Source organism: Clostridium sp. JS66 (assembly GCF_033561535.1).
Taxonomy (GTDB): domain Bacteria; phylum Bacillota; class Clostridia; order Clostridiales; family Clostridiaceae; genus Clostridium_AM; species Clostridium_AM carboxidivorans.
In genome coordinates, this window is sequence record NZ_CP131467.1 from 4,201,846 (window position 1) to 4,219,175 (window position 17,330).

Sequence of the window (17,330 nt, forward strand, 5' to 3'; positions counted from 1 at the left end):
ATACATTACTAACAACGAAAGGGGTAAAAACTATGAAACATCCAAATGGCAAATATGCATGGACAGTAAAAATTGGTGAGAAAGGACAATTTGTTATTCCTAAAGAAGCCAGAGATATTTTTGACATCAAGCCCGGAGATACTATTATAGTTCTTGGTGATGAGAAGAAAGGGATTGCTATCCCCCCAAAATCAATGTTTACAGAGCTGGCCGAAACAATTTTTAACCAAGACCTTCCGAAAAGAGATGATAATGAAAAATGAGTGTACTTGAAGTAAAAAATCTGTGTAAAAAATACCCTGCTTTTGAGCTGAAAAACGTATCATTTTCTCTTGCAAGGGGAAAAATCACAGGATTTATAGGCAGAAATGGAGCAGGCAAATCCACAACATTAAAATCACTATTCAATTTTGTGCATCCTGATAATGGTGAGATCATATTTTTTGATAATAACTTTCGTGACAATGAATTTGGTATCAAACAGCGTGTAGGTTTTGTTTCTGGTGGAGTTGATTACTATTCAAAGAAAAAAATTAAAACAATTACAGCTATTACTAAATCATTTTATGATAAATGGGACGATGCTGCCTATTCCAAATATATGGCTATGTTCGAATTGGATGAAAACAAAACACCTGAACAATTATCAGCAGGCATGAAAGTCAAGTATGCTCTAACTCTTGCATTGTCACATAATGCAGAGCTGCTCATCCTTGATGAACCTACAAGTGGACTTGACCCTATTTCAAGAGATGACTTGCTTGATGTATTTATGGAACTTTGTGACAACAGAATTACCATATTGTTTTCAACTCACATCACCTCTGACCTTGATAAGTGTGCTGATAACATCATTTATATTAAAAACGGTATGATTTTTGCTGAATCCGATATCAAATCATTTGTAGATGGCTATAAGGTTTTAGAACTTACCAAAAATCAATTAACCGAAAATTTACAACCAAAACTGATTGGTTGTAAAAGAAGCAAAAACGGTTTTTCAGCACTTATCAAAACAAAAGATATTTCATCTTTAGGTATTGATTATATAAATGCCGATTTAGAGTCAATCATGGTTCATCTTGAAAAGGAGGGAGAATAATGAGAAATCTTTTAAGAAAAGAATTATTGCTTTCTATGCATCCTACAGCACCTATTTTTCTTATTCTTTCCATGATGCTTATCATACCCAACTATACGTACTATGTTGTGTTCTTTTATACAGGATTAGCTGTGTTTTTCACATGCTTGAACGGTAGAGAAAACAATGATGTTTTTTATACTCTAACGCTTCCTATTGCTAAAAAAGATATTGTAAAGTCACGTTTTGCTTTTGTAATTCTTCTACAATTAGCACAGATAATTATAGCAATACCTTTTGCGATCATCCGCCAAAATATGCCAGTGCCTGGTAATAAGGTTGGTATGAATGCCAATATTACTTTGTTCGGCATTTCACTTATAATGCTTGGCTTGTTTAACTACATCTTCTTTAAAATTTACTACAAAGACGTTAACAAGGTAGGAACTGCTTTTGCAAAATCAACTATTGCAATAACTATTTACATAGTAATTGCTGAAACTTGTGTACATGCTCTACCCTTTGTAAGAGATTATCTAAATACAAAAGACCCACAATACCTTGCTTATAAGTTGATTGTATTGGCAACAGGAATGATAATGTATGCTTTTCTTACATTTGTAGTTTATAGAAAATCAGTTAAAGCTTTTGAAGCTTTTGATTTATAATGTTATAGAAGCTAAATAATGAGGCTTACTAACAAGAAAACCTGAGTAGAAATCTCTTATCCAGGTTTTCTTGGCAAAGGCTAACTATCAAACGCTAACAATTTTTCCATACTCTTAACCAAATTGCTATTTTGTAGCGAAGATGCACTTCTAGAACTTAAATATATCTTCTAAGTTTATAGACATATCTGGAAAAACTGTACTTATATAATTATCATTATTATTTATTAATCTTCAGCTGATATAATATTTAAACTTTCCAGTTCTTCTTTTTCTCTTGTAAAATAAAATAACTTTTTCTTATATTCATCCCAGCAAGTAACAACATGTACGCAATCATAAGGGTTTACAGCAGGTATTAATTTTTTTATATCAATTTCGTTTTGTTTTAAAACCGCTCTAATATCTTCTTTAGGTACATCTTCATATTCTAAATCACTGGCACTTAGTTGTTCATATATCATACTTAATATATGAGAATAAAAAGAATTGGAACAAATATCCCATTCAAATAAATCATCGTTAGTTGTTATATGAACCTTTGGATTATCATTTTTTATATCTTCAACATCTATTCCTTGATACCAACATCCCTGATTTTCTATCCAAAACAATAAATAATTTTTTGTTTTTTTCAAGTCCTCCAAAGTAGTTTCTTCATCTTCGTCTTCTACTTCTTCCATTAAATAATTATAAGAAAAATCAAGTTCCTCTGGAGAAAAAATTCTATGTAAACAGGTGTTAATGCTTAATTTGCCATAATGTAAATAATATTCTCTTAATAGCTTGGGCAATTTTATATTCAAGCGTTTTTCAGCTTCAGATATTTCTTCTTCTGAAAATCCTTCAATATTGTTATTATATAACTTATTTAACAATTCATAAGGTTTTAAATTATACTGCTTGCTTTCCATTACTTGTCTCCTTTTTTACTAGCTAATACTTAATACATGTATTTACAATATCTAAATTATATCACTTATGAATTTTTATAATCAAGTCAACCAAGCTTAAAATAAATTGACCCTAAGGTATTTTATTGATATAATATTACCAATGGTAATTACCATTGGTAATATGTTGTGAGGTGATAGTTTGAACATAAATAAAGAAGTCATAATGATACGTTTTAAAAAAAAATGGTGGAAAATTTTATTAATTATTATAGTTAGCGCTTTTTTTGATATTGTTCTTCATGGGTTAATATCCCCTTTAAGTTCATCAAATGTATCTTTGCTAAAACCAAGTGTATTTGTCAAAAATGGTATGCTTGTTCCTGCTGTTATTACTTGGGAGTTATTAGCTTTTAGTATTTTTTCTGTTGTTTTTATATCTATTGAAAATAGACTACCATGGAAAAAGCCAATTAAAGGGCTACTTTATGGATTTTCATTTGCAATGTTATATTTAATAGGTATGTTTGAATCAGTGTTACTTACAAATAGTACTATTATACATGAGTTTTTAATGGGACTAGGTGATTTTTTTCCTTTTTTATTATCTGGGTTTTTGTTAGGTATTTTTATTGGAACAGAACAGATACAAAATAAAAAGAGAAATAATATTTTTTCAATTTTTGTGGTATCATTTTTCTATCTTATAGGAAGATACTTTGCATATGCTATATTACATATACACTCTGCATATATTACACAACCAGCAGCAACATTAATATGGACATTATGTCAAGGATTATGTGTAGGTGTAATTTTTTATATTTTACAATCAGGAGCTATAGGCAATTCAATTATTAAACAAGCTATATTTTTCGGAATGATAATTTTCGGAGCAAATTGGTTTGGAAATCATCTTTTTATTGTATTTATATCAGAGTTTTCCTTTGATATTTTTATTCGCGTTGGAATGGACATCATTTCTGTGATAATTGGTGTATATGTTTATAAAAAAATATACGCCAATAAAATATAAATCAGATTACCTTAAATTTATAATAACAAATACCTCTTAATTACCAATATTAATATTGATAATTAAGAGGTATTTATTACATTATTTTTAAATTACTCGTAAAGTGGTATTATGTTAAGTACACTTAATTATGTTATAGTTTAAATTTAGATATAATTTGTTGTAATTCCTCCGCACTGTGTTTGTTAATTTCAGTAGTGGATTTTATACTTTCCAATTTTTCATTTATATTAGATGCTTTACTAGCTATTTCAGTTACCCCTCTAGCTCCATCACTTACAGTATTTGCTACTTCGCCTATGGCATTAGCTATATTAGATATAGATGAACTTAACTCTTCAGCTAAAGCACTAAAATCAAGCATAAAATGATTAACTGAATCAGCATCCTCATTATATTTTTCACCTGTATCCATTAATTTATCATAATCCGTTAATACCGTTTGATTAATAAACTTGAGCAGTTTAGTTGAGTTATCTGATAAATCTCTTACAGAACCTACTACTTGATTAACTACATTTTGAATATTACCAGCTGTTACTGCCGATTCCTCTGCTAATTTGCCAACTTCGTTAGCTACTACAGCAAAGCCCTTACCAGATTCTCCAGCTCTAGCCGCTTCTATAGCTGCATTAAGTGCAAGCAAATTTGTTTGTTCTGTAATACTAAGTATAGATGAGGACATATCATTTATTTTCTCAATGGATTTAGAATTTTCAATAGCCTTTTCTAAATCAGTTTTTACTGAAGTATATATTGAATTGGCTTTTGTGCTAGATTCAATTGCCGAACTTTTAAGTTTTTCTGCTCTTTCAGCAATAGCATTAGCATTACTTAAACCATCTGTAGCTTTTTCAGCCATAGAATTTACTGCATTCCCCATTTCGTCAGAAGAAGCTGAAACTTCTTCTACTGTAGCTGCGTTTTGTTCCATACCTGCTGAAAGATTTTGACTTTCGGCTGCTGTTTGCTCAGCATAACCTTTTAATTCAATAGTTAAACTTTCAACTAGTGCTGCATTTGAATTTATAGTTTGCGAAGCTGAACTTAAGCTTTCAACCATTTCTCTTAGAATTTTTCTCATACTGCCAACTGCCTTAAAAATTTCTCCTACTTCATCATTATATTTATACAATTTTTCATAATTTTTATCATCTTTCAAATCCAAATCACAGGTTCTGTTTACAAGTTCAGTTATTTCTACAATAGGTTTTGTGATTTTTAGTGAAAATAAATATCCTATTCCCATAGCTATTAATGATAATATAATTGCTATAATTATTATCAAATATGTCATATTTTTTACATCTTTAGTAACATCAACTGCATTACCAGTAGTTACTAAAACCCAGTTTGTTTCAGGAACTATGGAATATGCTGCTATTTTTTTCTCATTATTATAAGTATACTTAAGTATATCTCCCTTTATATTTTCACCACTATCTAATTTATTCGCTATACTTTTTATATCAGTAACATCTATAGCTTTACCTATTTTTTCTTTAGTAGGATGATAAATTAAATTTCCTTTATAATCAACCAGAAAAACATAACTTGATGGGCAGTTACTTATTTTTGCATTACTTAAATATTTTGAAAAACTACTTCCAATAACTGTTGTACCTACATACCCTATAACTTCATTACCGCTTTTTATAGGATTTGTAAAAACTATTATAGGAACATTAGTAGTTTTACATAAAACCATTTCACTTATAGATGCTTTACCTTCTAAGGTTGGTTTGTTGTAGGATCTATCAGTTAAACTTTTGCCTATAGAATCCTTAAGACTACTTGATATTATAGTTCCCTTTGTATCTACTAGAAAAATTTGATCAAGATTTTTTGCCTCCTTTGCATAAGCTTCTAGTGTAGCTTCCATATCTTGATTCTGTTTAATAAATGTATCACTACTTTCAGACTCTTTTGCTGCTTTAAGCAAATTTATAACTACATTTTTTTCTGAAAAAATCCTAACTGCCATTTGTTCTTTTTCAACCATTGTACTTATAGTTTCAACCAACCTATTAGATATTTGCTGCATCTCCATATCCGTCTTACTAGTTATTATACTGCTTGAGCGATTGCTCATAAACAAAGTTGTCGTTACCATTAATATTACTATAATTGATGCTATCAATAATGGGATCTTTTTCTTTATTGACATAAACTGACATCTCTCCTTTATTAAAATATATACTTGTATAATCGTTACTTTTACAGAAAATATTGAAATGTATTTTTTGGAATATATAAAGTAACAAATTAATCAATTTATTTAATCAAGTAGAAACAGAATATGTTGTTATTTATGATTATTGGTATATCCTCATCAATAGGCCTTTTGGTTTGAATTCCTTATTCTTTAACTTCTACAAATTTATTTTTAGCTTCTGAATATTCATAAGCATATCCAAAATTGCTAAAAACCTCTTCTAATAAAGGTTCAAATGATAGTACATCTTCTAATGATATTATATTAGCATTAGCATAATCATCAAGGTACTGCTCACTTTCATCTCCATAAAATAACTGCCATCCACTATCCTGATCATTATCTAAATCATCAGTTCTAACTACCCAGTTAACCTGTCTTTTTTCTAATGCTTTTTTTGTAATAATTGCAAATTCTTTTTCATCAAAAGCTGCCTTTTTCCCATATGTAGATGCAATATTCTCTTCTTCAAAAGTAATCATATCTCCCCATTTAATAGATTTTAGATAATAGGGATTATTGGTAAGAATTCCTGTAAATTCATCTTTTTGTTTATTTACAATCTCAACCCACATTTTTTCTGCGCGGCATCCATCTTCCTGTAGCTCTTCCATAACAAAAACTAATTTAACCAGATTTCCTATCTCTAGTTTTCCAACCTCTTCTTTATTAGGTATCAAAAAGGTTCTTGGAAACTGCAGATTTTTTTCTACCACATTTTCAAGATAAAATTCTTGATTTATTTTACTTGATGTATTTAATTTTTCCATAATCAACCCTCCCAACTAACTGCCTTCAACTTCTTCAATGAACTCTTACTCCAAAAGTAATTTCACCTTCTTCAAATCATATCAATAACCATCTGCTTAGCTGACAGTAAATCATAGCAAATAGAACTTTCAATTAGAACATTTCCAACTGGCTTTTTACACCTTCACTTAAATTTGGCATTGACTTAAGGTACTCTGCAAGATTTTCATATTCATCATGCATAGGATCATTAGCATCATTCCATGCACGATGTAATAACCATACATTATGTGAAGTAGGCTTGCGTCTCACAGATTGCAAAAGTAATTCTTCATATCCGTTCTGGGAGAAATTTTCAATAAAATGTGTTAATGCACCTGGCACACCAAAATCAGCATCAGGATTATTTTCCATTAACTTTAAAATTGGTTCTATAAAATCAATTTGATTCTCACATTGTTCTATTTCTGAAACCATTTCTTCTTGAATGTATTCAAAGTCATCGTCTCCAACTTTAGAATATAGTGCATCTAAAATTTCATTTTTTGTCATATCTATATTTCCTTTCAAATTCTTATTTATCTTTTTGTTATATATCATATTAAATAGTTAAAACATATTTTTATATTAAAAATTTTAAAAAACCACTTATTACTCAGACCTTATAAAAACATGACAATCGTATATAAGCTATTTCTCCTTTTTACAAAAAACCTCATATCTTTTATCTAGCATAACTTTAAACTTTTTATAATCCTTCCAAACAAAATCAAATTCACAAGGAATATCATACAGTTCATTAAAAACAAAATCCACATAATCTTTCATAAACTGCTCACTAGCATAATAATATTCAGTAAATGCTAATCCTTCGTCATTAAAATCATCACTCCATAACTTACCATCACAACAGGTTAGAAAAAAATCTACTCCTGTCATTTCTTCCTTTCTTACCTTTTCAAGATTTTCTGCATCATATTTCTTATGAATGTCACCTTCTAAATTATTATTGATAATCCATGCAAGGTAAAAGCCAGTATGAACACAGGATCTTTCTACAATTATCCTGACCTGCTCATCATTAATATCTTTAGGATCTATTTTCTTATTAGAACAATAAGCCTCCATTGCTCTATCATAATAATTATCATACCTATCAAAAACCGCCATCGCTTCATTCACCCTTTCAAATTTACTATTTATAATATTAAACCTTAAATTGAAATTTCAAAATTACTTTTTCTTTTTTACTTTTGGAGTAGGAAGTTCTTTATACATCTCTGTAATCAGTTGATATAGGAACTCCTTGTTATCAACATCATCAACTAAAAGCATTGGTTTGGCACCATCATAAGGTAATTCCTCGGTTGCCTCTAGCATCAACTGTCTACTTGCTTTGGTTATCTTAACCAAAAAGCGGTCATCATATATTCCTCCAAAAATCTTTTCTCGAAAATATAAAATATATTCCCCCATCATTTTTCTGGAAGAAACATTCTCTAGTGTATCTAATTGTCCAATAATAAAATCTAAATACTCTTGACTAGAAGCCATATCTTATCTCCTCTTCACAAAATATTTTCTTTCTCTATTTCATACCATCTTGAATATGCAGTATTATATTCCTTAAGTATAATTGGAAATAGTACCCATAATGCTTCTAATGTCATCTCCGATAATTCTTTCGCCACTTTTTGTATCCTCCATAACATAAAAAGTCTTGTTCATGAATCTTTATTCCAGTTGTTTACAGTTGCAATTTATCAATAAAAGCATTATACCATAATCTGGCGATTTATATATTAAAGATAGTGACATATTCCCTTATTACGAGAAACAATTTATAAGCTAATCTATATTGGAGTACAAGCATATGCTATGATAGAGGTAAATGTTGTTAGAAAAGAGGGATTATATATGCTTTTAAATGATAAATATGCAGATTATATTAAGGATTTGCTAAATAAGGCATCAGACTATGACGCTGAAAGAAAGATATTTGGTTCACGTAAACATCAATATAAATTAAATCCTATTATTTCTGAAGAGGAAGTAAAAAACTTCGAAAAAGAACATCAAATTACACTACCAGAAGAATATCGTTTCTTCCTAACGAAGATTGGTAATGGTGGAGCAGGTCCAGATTACGGAATTTTTCCATTAGAAGATATAATGGAAAATGAAAAATATTGTATGTGTAAGAAAGCTTTTATTGATGTAGGACTGGCTGACGCTATGTGGGATTATGCAATGGGTGACGAGGAAATTGATCCCAAAATGCTGGATTCAAAAATGCTAGAAGAGTTATCAAAAGACAATGATACATATGATACTGTTCTTCGCGGCGTTAAATTGATTGGTTCTAAAGGGTGTACCTACAGCAATTTATGTATTATTAATGGAATTGGACGAGGACAAATTGTCTACATGGATTGGAATGTAGAACCTGAATTAAGACCTTTTTTTACCAGGCTTACATTTATGGAATGGTATGAGAAATGGCTTACTGAAATTTTAATACAAACATCTTAATTTTTTAGACTGCTGACAAACATTTTTATCAGCAGTTTTTTATCTGATCACTAAATCTCAACAAAGTATTAGTAATTTATCATTTACAAACATTGGTCGATATCCATATTTCCACAAATTAAAATAGGCTTCATAGGGATCCTTCATATCATTTCTTTCTATTAGTGGCCACATAACATATCTTGCTAAATCATAATCACAAGCAATATTATACAAGGATTCACTAAATAAGATAAGTGGATTTTCTGAAGCTTCTTCTTCTAAGTCTCTAAACCAATCACCTTGCATATCATACAAATCACAATTTAGTATGTCATAATAATCGTATTTATCTTCAAATTCTCTTTTATCCATTATTCTAATTTCAAGATTATCACAATCAATAAGGCTTCTCTCTTCCAAATCTGTTAATATTTCATTAATACCTTCTGCATGTTTTAATGCAATGTTTTCAAGTTCTGACCTAGATAGCATAATATTCTTTTTAGGAACAAAATAACCAGCTATTGTTCCATCTTCTTTTTCATATTCATCTGCAGTTACATCATAAATCAATTTTAATCTTTTAAACATTTCTTCGCCATGTAAAAATGGTACAAAAAATCCCTTCAACTTATCATATTTATTAGGTCTAAAGTAATGAAAGAAAAATGGGGGTACTGGTTCATCATCATATATATCCATATTCTCCTGTTCTAAGAACATTTCTTTTATTTCCTGATTTTCTTCTAGTACATTCTCCCACTCTTTTGGTATTTTCATAATTTATCTCCCTAATAAAATAATTTCCTTTTCAATTATTTTTTCTTTTGCTGAAATTTAGCTTTTCCTGTTGCAGCTTGATATATAGCAACTACTATTATTATTACACATACTATAACAGAACCATATCCTACTAACTCGTACATTACTATCACCTCACCTCGAAAATATTAACATATTATCTAATATAAATCAAATAAATTATCCATATATGGAATTATTATCAAATTAATGGCTTATTCCACTTAAATTCAATCCAATAACTCCTAACACAATAAAAGCTAAAGATACTACTTTTAGAACACTAATGCTCTCTTTAAAAACAAATATTCCAATTGTTGATAGTATAACTAATCCAGCTGCAGACCATATAGCATATGCCACACTTATATCTATTTTTTTCAATGCCATAGACAAACAAATGAAACATATTATGTAGCCTAAAAATGTTCCTATAGTTGGCAGTATTTTAGTAAATCCATAAGACACTTTCATTAATGTGGTTCCTGTGATTTCAAATAAAATTGCAAAAATTAAATAAATCCATTCCATATAAAAAACCCCTTTTATTATAAAATGGTCCGTTTATGGACTATTTTAGTGTAGGTTAATTTATTAATATTGTCAACATATACCAGAGGATAACTTGAGTATTGACAGTGCAGAGTGTGATTAAACAAAACTTTACATTAAGTAAATCCTTAAATATCAAAGGATTAAGCCTTTTGTAGATATTTTTAAGTAGTTATATGGTATAATTCTGCTATAGCTCAATTCGAAGCCACATGTATTTGCGGACTAATTGTTAAAATATACTGTATTTTTCATAAGAAAATTATTATGATATAAATCTTTGTTTCTCAGTGCTATAATAATGATTATTTAGTAGAAAGAAGTGATAGAACTTATGAGTATCAATATTTTGGTTGTAGACGATGAGCAGTCCATAGCGGACCTAATTGAAGTTTATTTAAAAAATGAAGGTTATAAAATATATAAATTTTATAACGGTCAAGATGCACTTCGGTGTGTTGAGTCAGAACAGTTAGAACTTGCGATACTTGATGTCATGCTGCCGGATATTGATGGTTTTACTCTCTGCCAGAAAATTAGGGGAAAACATAATTTTCCGGTTATTATGCTTACAGCTAAAGAAGAAGAAATTGATAAGATTACCGGACTGACATTAGGTGCGGATGACTATATCACTAAACCATTTCGCCCTTTGGAACTTGTTGCCCGTGTAAAGGCACAGCTCCGGAGATTTACCAAATATAATTCTGGAGAACCGAACCAAGAAGAACATTTGATTGCCTTTTCCGGCTTGGTATTGGACATGAATACCCATGAATGCACTTTGAATGAAAAAAAGCTATCTCTCACTCCTACAGAGTTTTCAATTCTTTGGGTTCTTTGTTCCAATCGCGGACGAGTGGTAAGCTCAGAAGAATTGTTCCATGAGGTATGGGGAGACAAGTATTTCACCAATAGCAATAATACGGTAATGGTTCATATTCGGCATTTAAGAGAAAAAATGCACGACAGTGCGGAACATCCTAAATATATAAAAACAGTATGGGGGATTGGCTATAAAATTGAAAAGTAAAAGAGATAAAATAAGAAATGATTATACAAAATTAAAAAGCAAAGTATTTTTTCAAATGTTTTTGATTACAGTTGCCGCCGCTGTGACTGTTTATCTATTGCGCCATATCCTGCGTGGACAGATTGGAGATCGTATCGTTGGATATTTAGTCAAAGCTTTCCATTTTAAAAGTTCGGACGCACAGGAAATCTATCAGTTGGTGATTCGCAATAATATAGAAATGATCCTTTTTATTGTAATCCTAATATTTTTATTAGTTATCCTCTTTAGGTTTTCTGTTTTTTGTTTCACAAAATATTTTGATGAAATCAGCGCTGGAATGGATAAACTTACTGAGGAATCTGATGCAAAAATTACGTTGTCACCAGAATTGGATTTTATGGAAAATAAGATAAATCAGATAAAAAATAACTTGGAAAAACAAAAGAAAGCTGCACTTAATGCCGAGCAGCGAAAAAATGATTTGGTAGTTTACTTGGCTCATGATATAAAGACACCTTTGACCTCTGTTATAGGGTACTTAAGTCTTCTAGATGAAGCTCCTGATATGCCTCTTAAACAAAAGGCAAAATATGTTAATGTCACTTTAGAAAAAGCTTATCGATTAGAGCAGCTTATAAATGAGTTTTTTGAGATTACAAGATTTAATCTTCAAACTATTGTTTTGAATAAAGAAAAAATCAATTTACTTTTCATGCTCCAGCAGATGGCAGATGAATTTTATCCAATGCTGACTCCACACGGAAAGCAGGTATCCGTCAATGTGCCTAATTGTCTCACTCTGCTGGGAGATGCAGACAAACTGGCTCGTGTGTTCAATAACATTCTAAAAAATGCAATAGCCTATAGCTATGAAAACAGCGTCATTGCCATTTCTGCTAAACAGCAGGACAAAAATACTATAATAACTTTTACTAACCAGGGGAATCCAATTCCTAAAGAAAAGCTTGAAACTATTTTTGAAAAGTTTTATAGGTTAGATTCTGCACGTTCCACAAACACTGGTGGAGCAGGATTAGGTTTGGCAATAGCACAAGAAATTGTTACAGCTCATAATGGAACAATCTCTGTGGAAAGCAACTTAGAAAATACTACATTTACAGTAAAGCTTCCGTCTTAAGAAAATCTTAAGAAGTTCATAAGATAAATTTCCAATTTAACTCCTTGTTCTGTGGTTAAATAATATTATTACAGAATAAGGAGCTATTTTATTATGGTACGAAAAGTAAAAAAGGAAAAATCAAAAACACACATATTTGTAACACTTTTGTTGATAGCGAGCATTGTTACTTTGAGTTACAAATACATCATTACTCCAAGAAACCAACATATGTTACGGAAACAATATGATGATATAACCTCGTTACATTCTTCTTTAAAGATGACTTCTGATCCTTCTGAAGATAAAGCAACACCGATTCCTTCTGTTTCTAAATCTTTAGGTAAGCTTAAAAGCCATAATGCCATTCTGATCCGTTTAAAAGATCAAACAACTTTAATGCAAAAAAATAGCGAAGAAAAAATCTATCCTGCTTCCTTGACTAAAATGATGACAGCCATTGTTGCCATAGAAAACTTGCCTAATCTCAATGAAGAAGTCAAACTGACTAATTCTGCGTTTCAGGAGCTGCACAGAGAAGATGCATCAATGGCAGGTTTTCAACCGAATGAACAGGTAACGGCATTAGATCTGTTATATGGAACACTGCTGCCAAGCGGTGCAGAGTGCTGTATTGGGCTTGCTGAGCAAATTGCAGGGTCAGAACAGAATTTTGTAAAAATGATGAATCAAAAGGCATCTGAGCTAGGTATGAGAAACACACATTTTGAAAATACCACTGGGCTTCAGAATCAAAACCATTATACAACAGTCAAAGATCTGGCTATCCTTCTAAGCTATGCTTTGCAAAATGATACTTTTAGGGTGATTTTTACTTCGTCCCATCATTCAACACAACCTACAAATAAACACCCTGGCGGTATAACCTTTTACAGTACAATGTTTAAAGAACTCAACAATCAAAACATTATTGGCGGTGAAATTTTAGGAGGAAAAACTGGATATACCAATGAGGCTGGTCTATGTCTTGCGAGTCTTGCCAAAGTTGGTAAACAAGATTACATTCTGATTTCAGCTGGTGCGAAAGGTGATCACCATTCGGAACAGTATAATATTACCGATGCATTAGCTGTATACAACAGTATAGGAAAATAATAAGATTTTCATAAGCAGAAATGAACTAAAAAATGGAGGTATTATGAATAAACGAGAGAGAATTAAAACAATCTTTTTATATGGTGTTTTCATTTGTTACATACTTTTGTTAATTAAAATATTGTTCTTATCAAGAGTTTCGCATTTGGAGCATAGGTCAATCAATCTCATTCCTTTTTATAGTATAATAGAATATATATCTAGCAGATCTGCGAATATAAAAGCATTTGCTTTTGGTAATGTGGTTGGCAATATAGTTATTTTTATTCCCCTTGGTACATATTTGTTATTATTCAAAAATAATAAAAGAGTACTAACCAATTTGCTGTTTATATTTACAGTAAGTTTATTTGTGGAAGTCATTCAGGGGGTTTTAGCCATTGGAACATCAGACATTGATGATATAATTCTAAATTGTTTGGGTGGACTGATTGGTATTTTAGGATATAAGTTTTTATTGTTTATATTACGAGATCAGAAAAAAGTATATACTGCAGTGACAATAATATCTGCTATCGGATTACCTCGTATATTATATTATCTATTCATAGTGAAAATGAGATTCTAAATATCTTTATTGCATATTAGAAATTTCAAGCCAATGCTTAACTTTTAGCATTGGCTTTCATTTATTGAATAATGTTAACTTCTACTCTATACCTTTAAATGTATAGGTTACTAGATTAGTTATGAAAGTCTCATCTACTATATCTCCTGTTACCAATAATCTATAGAATAATGGTCCAAAAATTAAATCGATAATTAGTTCTATATCCAAATCTTCCTTTAATTGTCCTCTTGAAACTCCACGTTCTAAAATATATCGTGAATCAAGTCTACGAGGCTTAAAATAGATTGCTCGATAGGCTTCAGCTAGCTTTAGATCAAATTGACCCTCTGCTATTATCTCATTAATTGCCTTTCCTTCCCGACTAATCAAAAATTTTGCTAAATTATTTACTTGAATTATCATATCATCAATAGTTGATCCTGTATCAGGTATTGGAAGTCTCACAGTAGCAGCATCAAAAAAAGCATCCATGACAACAGCAGCTTTGTTGGCCCACCATTTGTAAATAGTAGCTTTACTAACTCCAGCTTTTTCAGCAATTTTTTCAATTGTAATAGTTCCAAAACCATTTTCAAGTAATAACTCATATGCAGCGGAAAGAATAGCTTTTTTAGTTTTTTCACTACGCGGACGTCCCAATTTTTTCTCCATTATAATTACCTCCATATGTATTTAACTTATAACAGTGTATTTAATAAACTATACGTATATTATACTATATATTTTTTGTTTTAAAAGCAAAAAACTATTTACAATACTGAACGTTTAGTATATTATATATTTATAAACTAAACGTTCAGTTTACTAATTGTCAATTAAATTTATTATAATCTTAAGGAGTGATTTATAAATGTATCTTTCAAATAATGCCATAAAGAAATCAAATTCATCAATAAATAATCCTGAAGCTAAACCCATATTAACTAATTTGTTAATTTTAATTATGTCTATAGCTTGTGGGCTTACTGTCGCAAATTTATATTATATTCAGCCCCTTTTAGCTGATATTGCAAAAACCTTTCATGTCACCACATTAAGCATAGGCTTTGCAGCTATGCTTACACAAGTAGGTTATTCAATTGGAATGGTATTTATATTACCTTTAGGAGATATAAAAGAAAAGAGAAAATTAATAGTGATAATGCTTTTATGTTCAATGATCTCTCTTGTGTGTATGTTCTTTTCTTCAAATATATATCTTTTAATAGCTTCTTCCTTTGCTGTTGGTTTTACCTCTATTATTCCTCAACTTATTCTTCCTTTAGCTGCACAATTATCAAACCCACATCAAAGAGGACAAACTATTGGTAAGATAATGAGTGGATTGTTAATTGGAATATTGCTTTCCCGTTCAATTAGTGGTATATTAGGCGGCTACTTGGGCTGGAGGATAGTTTATATTATTGCCGCAATTATAATGTTCCTTCTCATGCTTATTCTTAAAAAGTTGCTACCATTATGCGAACCTGTATCTGATATTAAATATGCTCAGTTGCTAAAATCAATGCTACACTTAATAAAAACCGAACCAATTTTAAGAGAAGCCTCTATTAATGGTGCTTTAATGTTTTCAGCCTTTAGTGCCTTTTGGACATCCCTCATATTTTTGCTTCAAAGTTCTCATTACAATATGGGAGCCGAAGCAGCAGGTTTGCTTGGATTAGTTGGCATTAGCGGTGCTCTTGCTGCCCCAATGGTTGGGAAAGTAGCTGACAAAAGAGGTGCACGTTTTGCTATAAGTATATGTATAATTGTAGTCGCAATTTCCTATTTATGTTTCTTTCTATTTGGCTTTAAACTTTGGGGACTTATTTTAGGAATTATTCTTCTAGATCTAGGAGTACAATCCTGTAATGTTTCTAACCAGGTAAGAGTACAATCGCTAAACGAAAAAATGCGTAATAGACTTAATACTATCTACATGGTCAGTTTTTTTCTTGGAGGAGCTTTAGGTTCATTTTTAGGTTCATACAGTTATTCTCATTTTGGATGGTATGGGGTTTGTACTTTTGGAATGACAACTCAAATCATAGCAATTATTTTACACAAAATTGGAAAGAAAAAATTACACAGATAAATTCTTAAAGGAAAGCATTTTATAACATAAATAAGCCACTGATTATGTAAAACTTCAGCAGCTTGTTTATGTTATAAATTATTTTTAAGTTTTAAAATTTCTAAATGGCATTGAAAATTCTTACCTTATCTGCTGTTATTTCCTTAATTTCCTTTACATCTTCTAAAATATCTTCCATACACCTGCTGCAATTTTTACTGTATTCAATGACCAAGGCTGCATCTGGAGTATATTTTGCATAACTTTGAAAAAAATCATCCATATTTAATTTTCCATCTCTTATTCTATTATGATTATCTTCTACACCATTATTATTATGGAGGTGATAGGACACAATTTTATCCTTTAGTTCTCTTATAACCTTAACTAGATTCCAGTTGTTTGCAAAGGCATGGCCAACATCAATTAATATATTATTATCAATACTCCTTGCCATTTCAATAAATTCTTCTTCATTAAACAAAACATTATTACGGGAAATTACGCCTGCATTCTCAACAACAATATCTATATTATACTCTTTAGCTAATGCATTTAACTCCATAAGATTCTTTGTTGAATTTTTGACCATTTCCATTCTTTCTTCAGGTTTCACTTCGCAGTTATTATGATGGTATACAATATATTTGCTATTTATTTTTTTCGCAAGCTCAAGGGTTATTTTAAAATATTCTTGTGACCTCTCATATTCTATAGTGCCCTTTTTCTTAGAATGTTCTGTATAATAGTATGGTCCATGTAATGTAGATGGACTCTTTTTTAACTTATCCAAATTATGTCTAAGTGTATAAATAAACTGATTATCATGCCACTCGGGAAAAAGCTCTATGCCTACACTTGGATCATTAACTTTTCTTATTAGTTGAAAAATTTTTTCCAATTCACTAGGTTTATACATATTTGTGCTTATATAAATGTTCATAA

21 protein-coding genes are annotated in these 17,330 nt (G+C 30.5%); 10 read left to right on the forward strand and 11 right to left on the reverse strand.

The features are described 5' to 3' along the window. The first annotated feature begins 32 nt into the window (after window positions 1–32). From Q6H37_RS19605 to Q6H37_RS19615, 3 genes are read left to right on the forward strand one after another with little or no spacing between them, the layout of a single operon-like run. Window positions 33–263 carry an AbrB/MazE/SpoVT family DNA-binding domain-containing protein gene (locus Q6H37_RS19605; protein ID WP_169297656.1) on the forward strand — a complete coding sequence of 77 codons (231 nt, stop codon included), beginning with the start codon at window positions 33–35 and terminating at the stop codon, window positions 261–263. Next, the gene (locus Q6H37_RS19610; protein ID WP_318735565.1) at window positions 260–1,102 is read left to right on the forward strand and encodes an ABC transporter ATP-binding protein; all 843 of its coding nucleotides are present in this window, start codon (window positions 260–262) and stop codon (window positions 1,100–1,102) included. Before Q6H37_RS19605 ends, Q6H37_RS19610 begins: the two co-directional genes overlap by 4 nt. Beyond that, entirely contained in the window at window positions 1,102–1,749 is a 648-nt protein-coding gene (locus Q6H37_RS19615; RefSeq protein WP_318735568.1) for an ABC-2 transporter permease, read from the forward strand. Before Q6H37_RS19610 ends, Q6H37_RS19615 begins: the two co-directional genes overlap by 1 nt. A gap of 227 nt (window positions 1,750–1,976) precedes the next feature. Here the strand turns inward: Q6H37_RS19615 and Q6H37_RS19620 are convergent, their stop codons facing one another. Beyond that, window positions 1,977–2,663, reverse strand: coding sequence for an SMI1/KNR4 family protein (locus Q6H37_RS19620; RefSeq protein WP_318735570.1), 687 nt, complete (start codon window positions 2,661–2,663; stop codon window positions 1,977–1,979). Window positions 2,664–2,844: 181 nt separating this feature from the next. Between Q6H37_RS19620 and Q6H37_RS19625 the strand changes: the two genes are divergently transcribed. Beyond that, entirely contained in the window at window positions 2,845–3,678 is an 834-nt protein-coding gene (locus Q6H37_RS19625) for a hypothetical protein (protein ID WP_318735573.1), read from the forward strand. Between the two features lie 133 nt (window positions 3,679–3,811). Here the strand turns inward: Q6H37_RS19625 and Q6H37_RS19630 are convergent, their stop codons facing one another. From Q6H37_RS19630 to Q6H37_RS19655, 6 genes are all read right to left on the reverse strand, one after another. Beyond that, window positions 3,812–5,845 (reverse strand): methyl-accepting chemotaxis protein, encoded by a 2,034-nt coding sequence (locus Q6H37_RS19630; protein WP_318735575.1) that lies wholly within the window; start codon window positions 5,843–5,845, stop codon window positions 3,812–3,814. A 191-nt stretch (window positions 5,846–6,036) separates the two neighbouring features. Further along, complete coding sequence (locus Q6H37_RS19635; RefSeq protein WP_318735577.1) at window positions 6,037–6,663, reverse strand: DUF2185 domain-containing protein; 627 nt, start codon at window positions 6,661–6,663, stop codon at window positions 6,037–6,039. Between the two features lie 133 nt (window positions 6,664–6,796). Beyond that, window positions 6,797–7,195, reverse strand: a complete 399-nt coding sequence (locus tag Q6H37_RS19640; protein WP_318735579.1) for a hypothetical protein — start codon at window positions 7,193–7,195, stop codon at window positions 6,797–6,799. Between the two features lie 138 nt (window positions 7,196–7,333). Then, a complete protein-coding gene (locus tag Q6H37_RS19645) occupies window positions 7,334–7,813 on the reverse strand; it encodes a hypothetical protein (RefSeq protein WP_318735581.1) in 480 nt (159 codons plus the stop codon). A 63-nt stretch (window positions 7,814–7,876) separates the two neighbouring features. Continuing rightward, entirely contained in the window at window positions 7,877–8,197 is a 321-nt protein-coding gene (locus Q6H37_RS19650; RefSeq protein ID WP_318735583.1) for a TfoX/Sxy family protein, read from the reverse strand. A gap of 14 nt (window positions 8,198–8,211) precedes the next feature. Continuing rightward, window positions 8,212–8,334 (reverse strand): hypothetical protein, encoded by a 123-nt coding sequence (locus Q6H37_RS19655; protein WP_318735585.1) that lies wholly within the window; start codon window positions 8,332–8,334, stop codon window positions 8,212–8,214. A gap of 187 nt (window positions 8,335–8,521) precedes the next feature. On the opposite strand from Q6H37_RS19655, the gene Q6H37_RS19660 reads away from it, so the two are divergent. Beyond that, the gene (locus Q6H37_RS19660; protein WP_318735587.1) at window positions 8,522–9,175 is read left to right on the forward strand and encodes an SMI1/KNR4 family protein; all 654 of its coding nucleotides are present in this window, start codon (window positions 8,522–8,524) and stop codon (window positions 9,173–9,175) included. Window positions 9,176–9,232: 57 nt separating this feature from the next. Here the strand turns inward: Q6H37_RS19660 and Q6H37_RS19665 are convergent, their stop codons facing one another. Next, window positions 9,233–9,937, reverse strand: coding sequence for a hypothetical protein (locus tag Q6H37_RS19665; protein ID WP_318735589.1), 705 nt, complete (start codon window positions 9,935–9,937; stop codon window positions 9,233–9,235). 228 nt (window positions 9,938–10,165) lie between these two features. After that, window positions 10,166–10,489 (reverse strand): multidrug efflux SMR transporter, encoded by a 324-nt coding sequence (locus Q6H37_RS19670; protein WP_318735592.1) that lies wholly within the window; start codon window positions 10,487–10,489, stop codon window positions 10,166–10,168. A 355-nt stretch (window positions 10,490–10,844) separates the two neighbouring features. Here Q6H37_RS19670 and vanR point away from each other — a divergent pair, with 355 nt between their 5' ends. The 4 genes from vanR to Q6H37_RS19690 all read left to right on the forward strand — a co-directional run bounded on the left by vanR (window position 10,845) and on the right by Q6H37_RS19690 (window position 14,326). Next, window positions 10,845–11,543, forward strand: a complete 699-nt coding sequence (gene vanR, locus Q6H37_RS19675) for a VanR-ABDEGLN family response regulator transcription factor (protein WP_318735594.1) — start codon at window positions 10,845–10,847, stop codon at window positions 11,541–11,543. Then, a complete protein-coding gene (gene vanS, locus Q6H37_RS19680) occupies window positions 11,521–12,663 on the forward strand; it encodes a vancomycin resistance histidine kinase VanS (RefSeq protein ID WP_412523875.1) in 1,143 nt (380 codons plus the stop codon). The genes vanR and vanS overlap by 23 nt, the downstream gene beginning before the upstream one ends. Before the next feature lie 93 nt (window positions 12,664–12,756). Beyond that, window positions 12,757–13,758, forward strand: coding sequence for a D-alanyl-D-alanine carboxypeptidase family protein (locus Q6H37_RS19685; protein ID WP_318735599.1), 1,002 nt, complete (start codon window positions 12,757–12,759; stop codon window positions 13,756–13,758). 43 nt (window positions 13,759–13,801) lie between these two features. Beyond that, window positions 13,802–14,326, forward strand: a complete 525-nt coding sequence (locus Q6H37_RS19690) for a VanZ family protein (protein ID WP_318735602.1) — start codon at window positions 13,802–13,804, stop codon at window positions 14,324–14,326. Between the two features lie 81 nt (window positions 14,327–14,407). Here Q6H37_RS19690 and Q6H37_RS19695 read toward each other — a convergent pair whose 3' ends face one another. After that, window positions 14,408–14,980, reverse strand: a complete 573-nt coding sequence (locus Q6H37_RS19695; RefSeq protein ID WP_318735604.1) for a TetR/AcrR family transcriptional regulator — start codon at window positions 14,978–14,980, stop codon at window positions 14,408–14,410. 199 nt (window positions 14,981–15,179) lie between these two features. Between Q6H37_RS19695 and Q6H37_RS19700 the strand changes: the two genes are divergently transcribed. Then, window positions 15,180–16,406: an MFS transporter gene (locus Q6H37_RS19700; RefSeq protein ID WP_318735607.1), complete on the forward strand. Its 1,227-nt coding sequence runs from the start codon at window positions 15,180–15,182 to the stop codon at window positions 16,404–16,406. A 100-nt stretch (window positions 16,407–16,506) separates the two neighbouring features. Here the strand turns inward: Q6H37_RS19700 and Q6H37_RS19705 are convergent, their stop codons facing one another. Beyond that, entirely contained in the window at window positions 16,507–17,328 is an 822-nt protein-coding gene (locus Q6H37_RS19705; protein WP_318735610.1) for a sugar phosphate isomerase/epimerase, read from the reverse strand. Window positions 17,329–17,330: the final 2 nt, after the last annotated feature.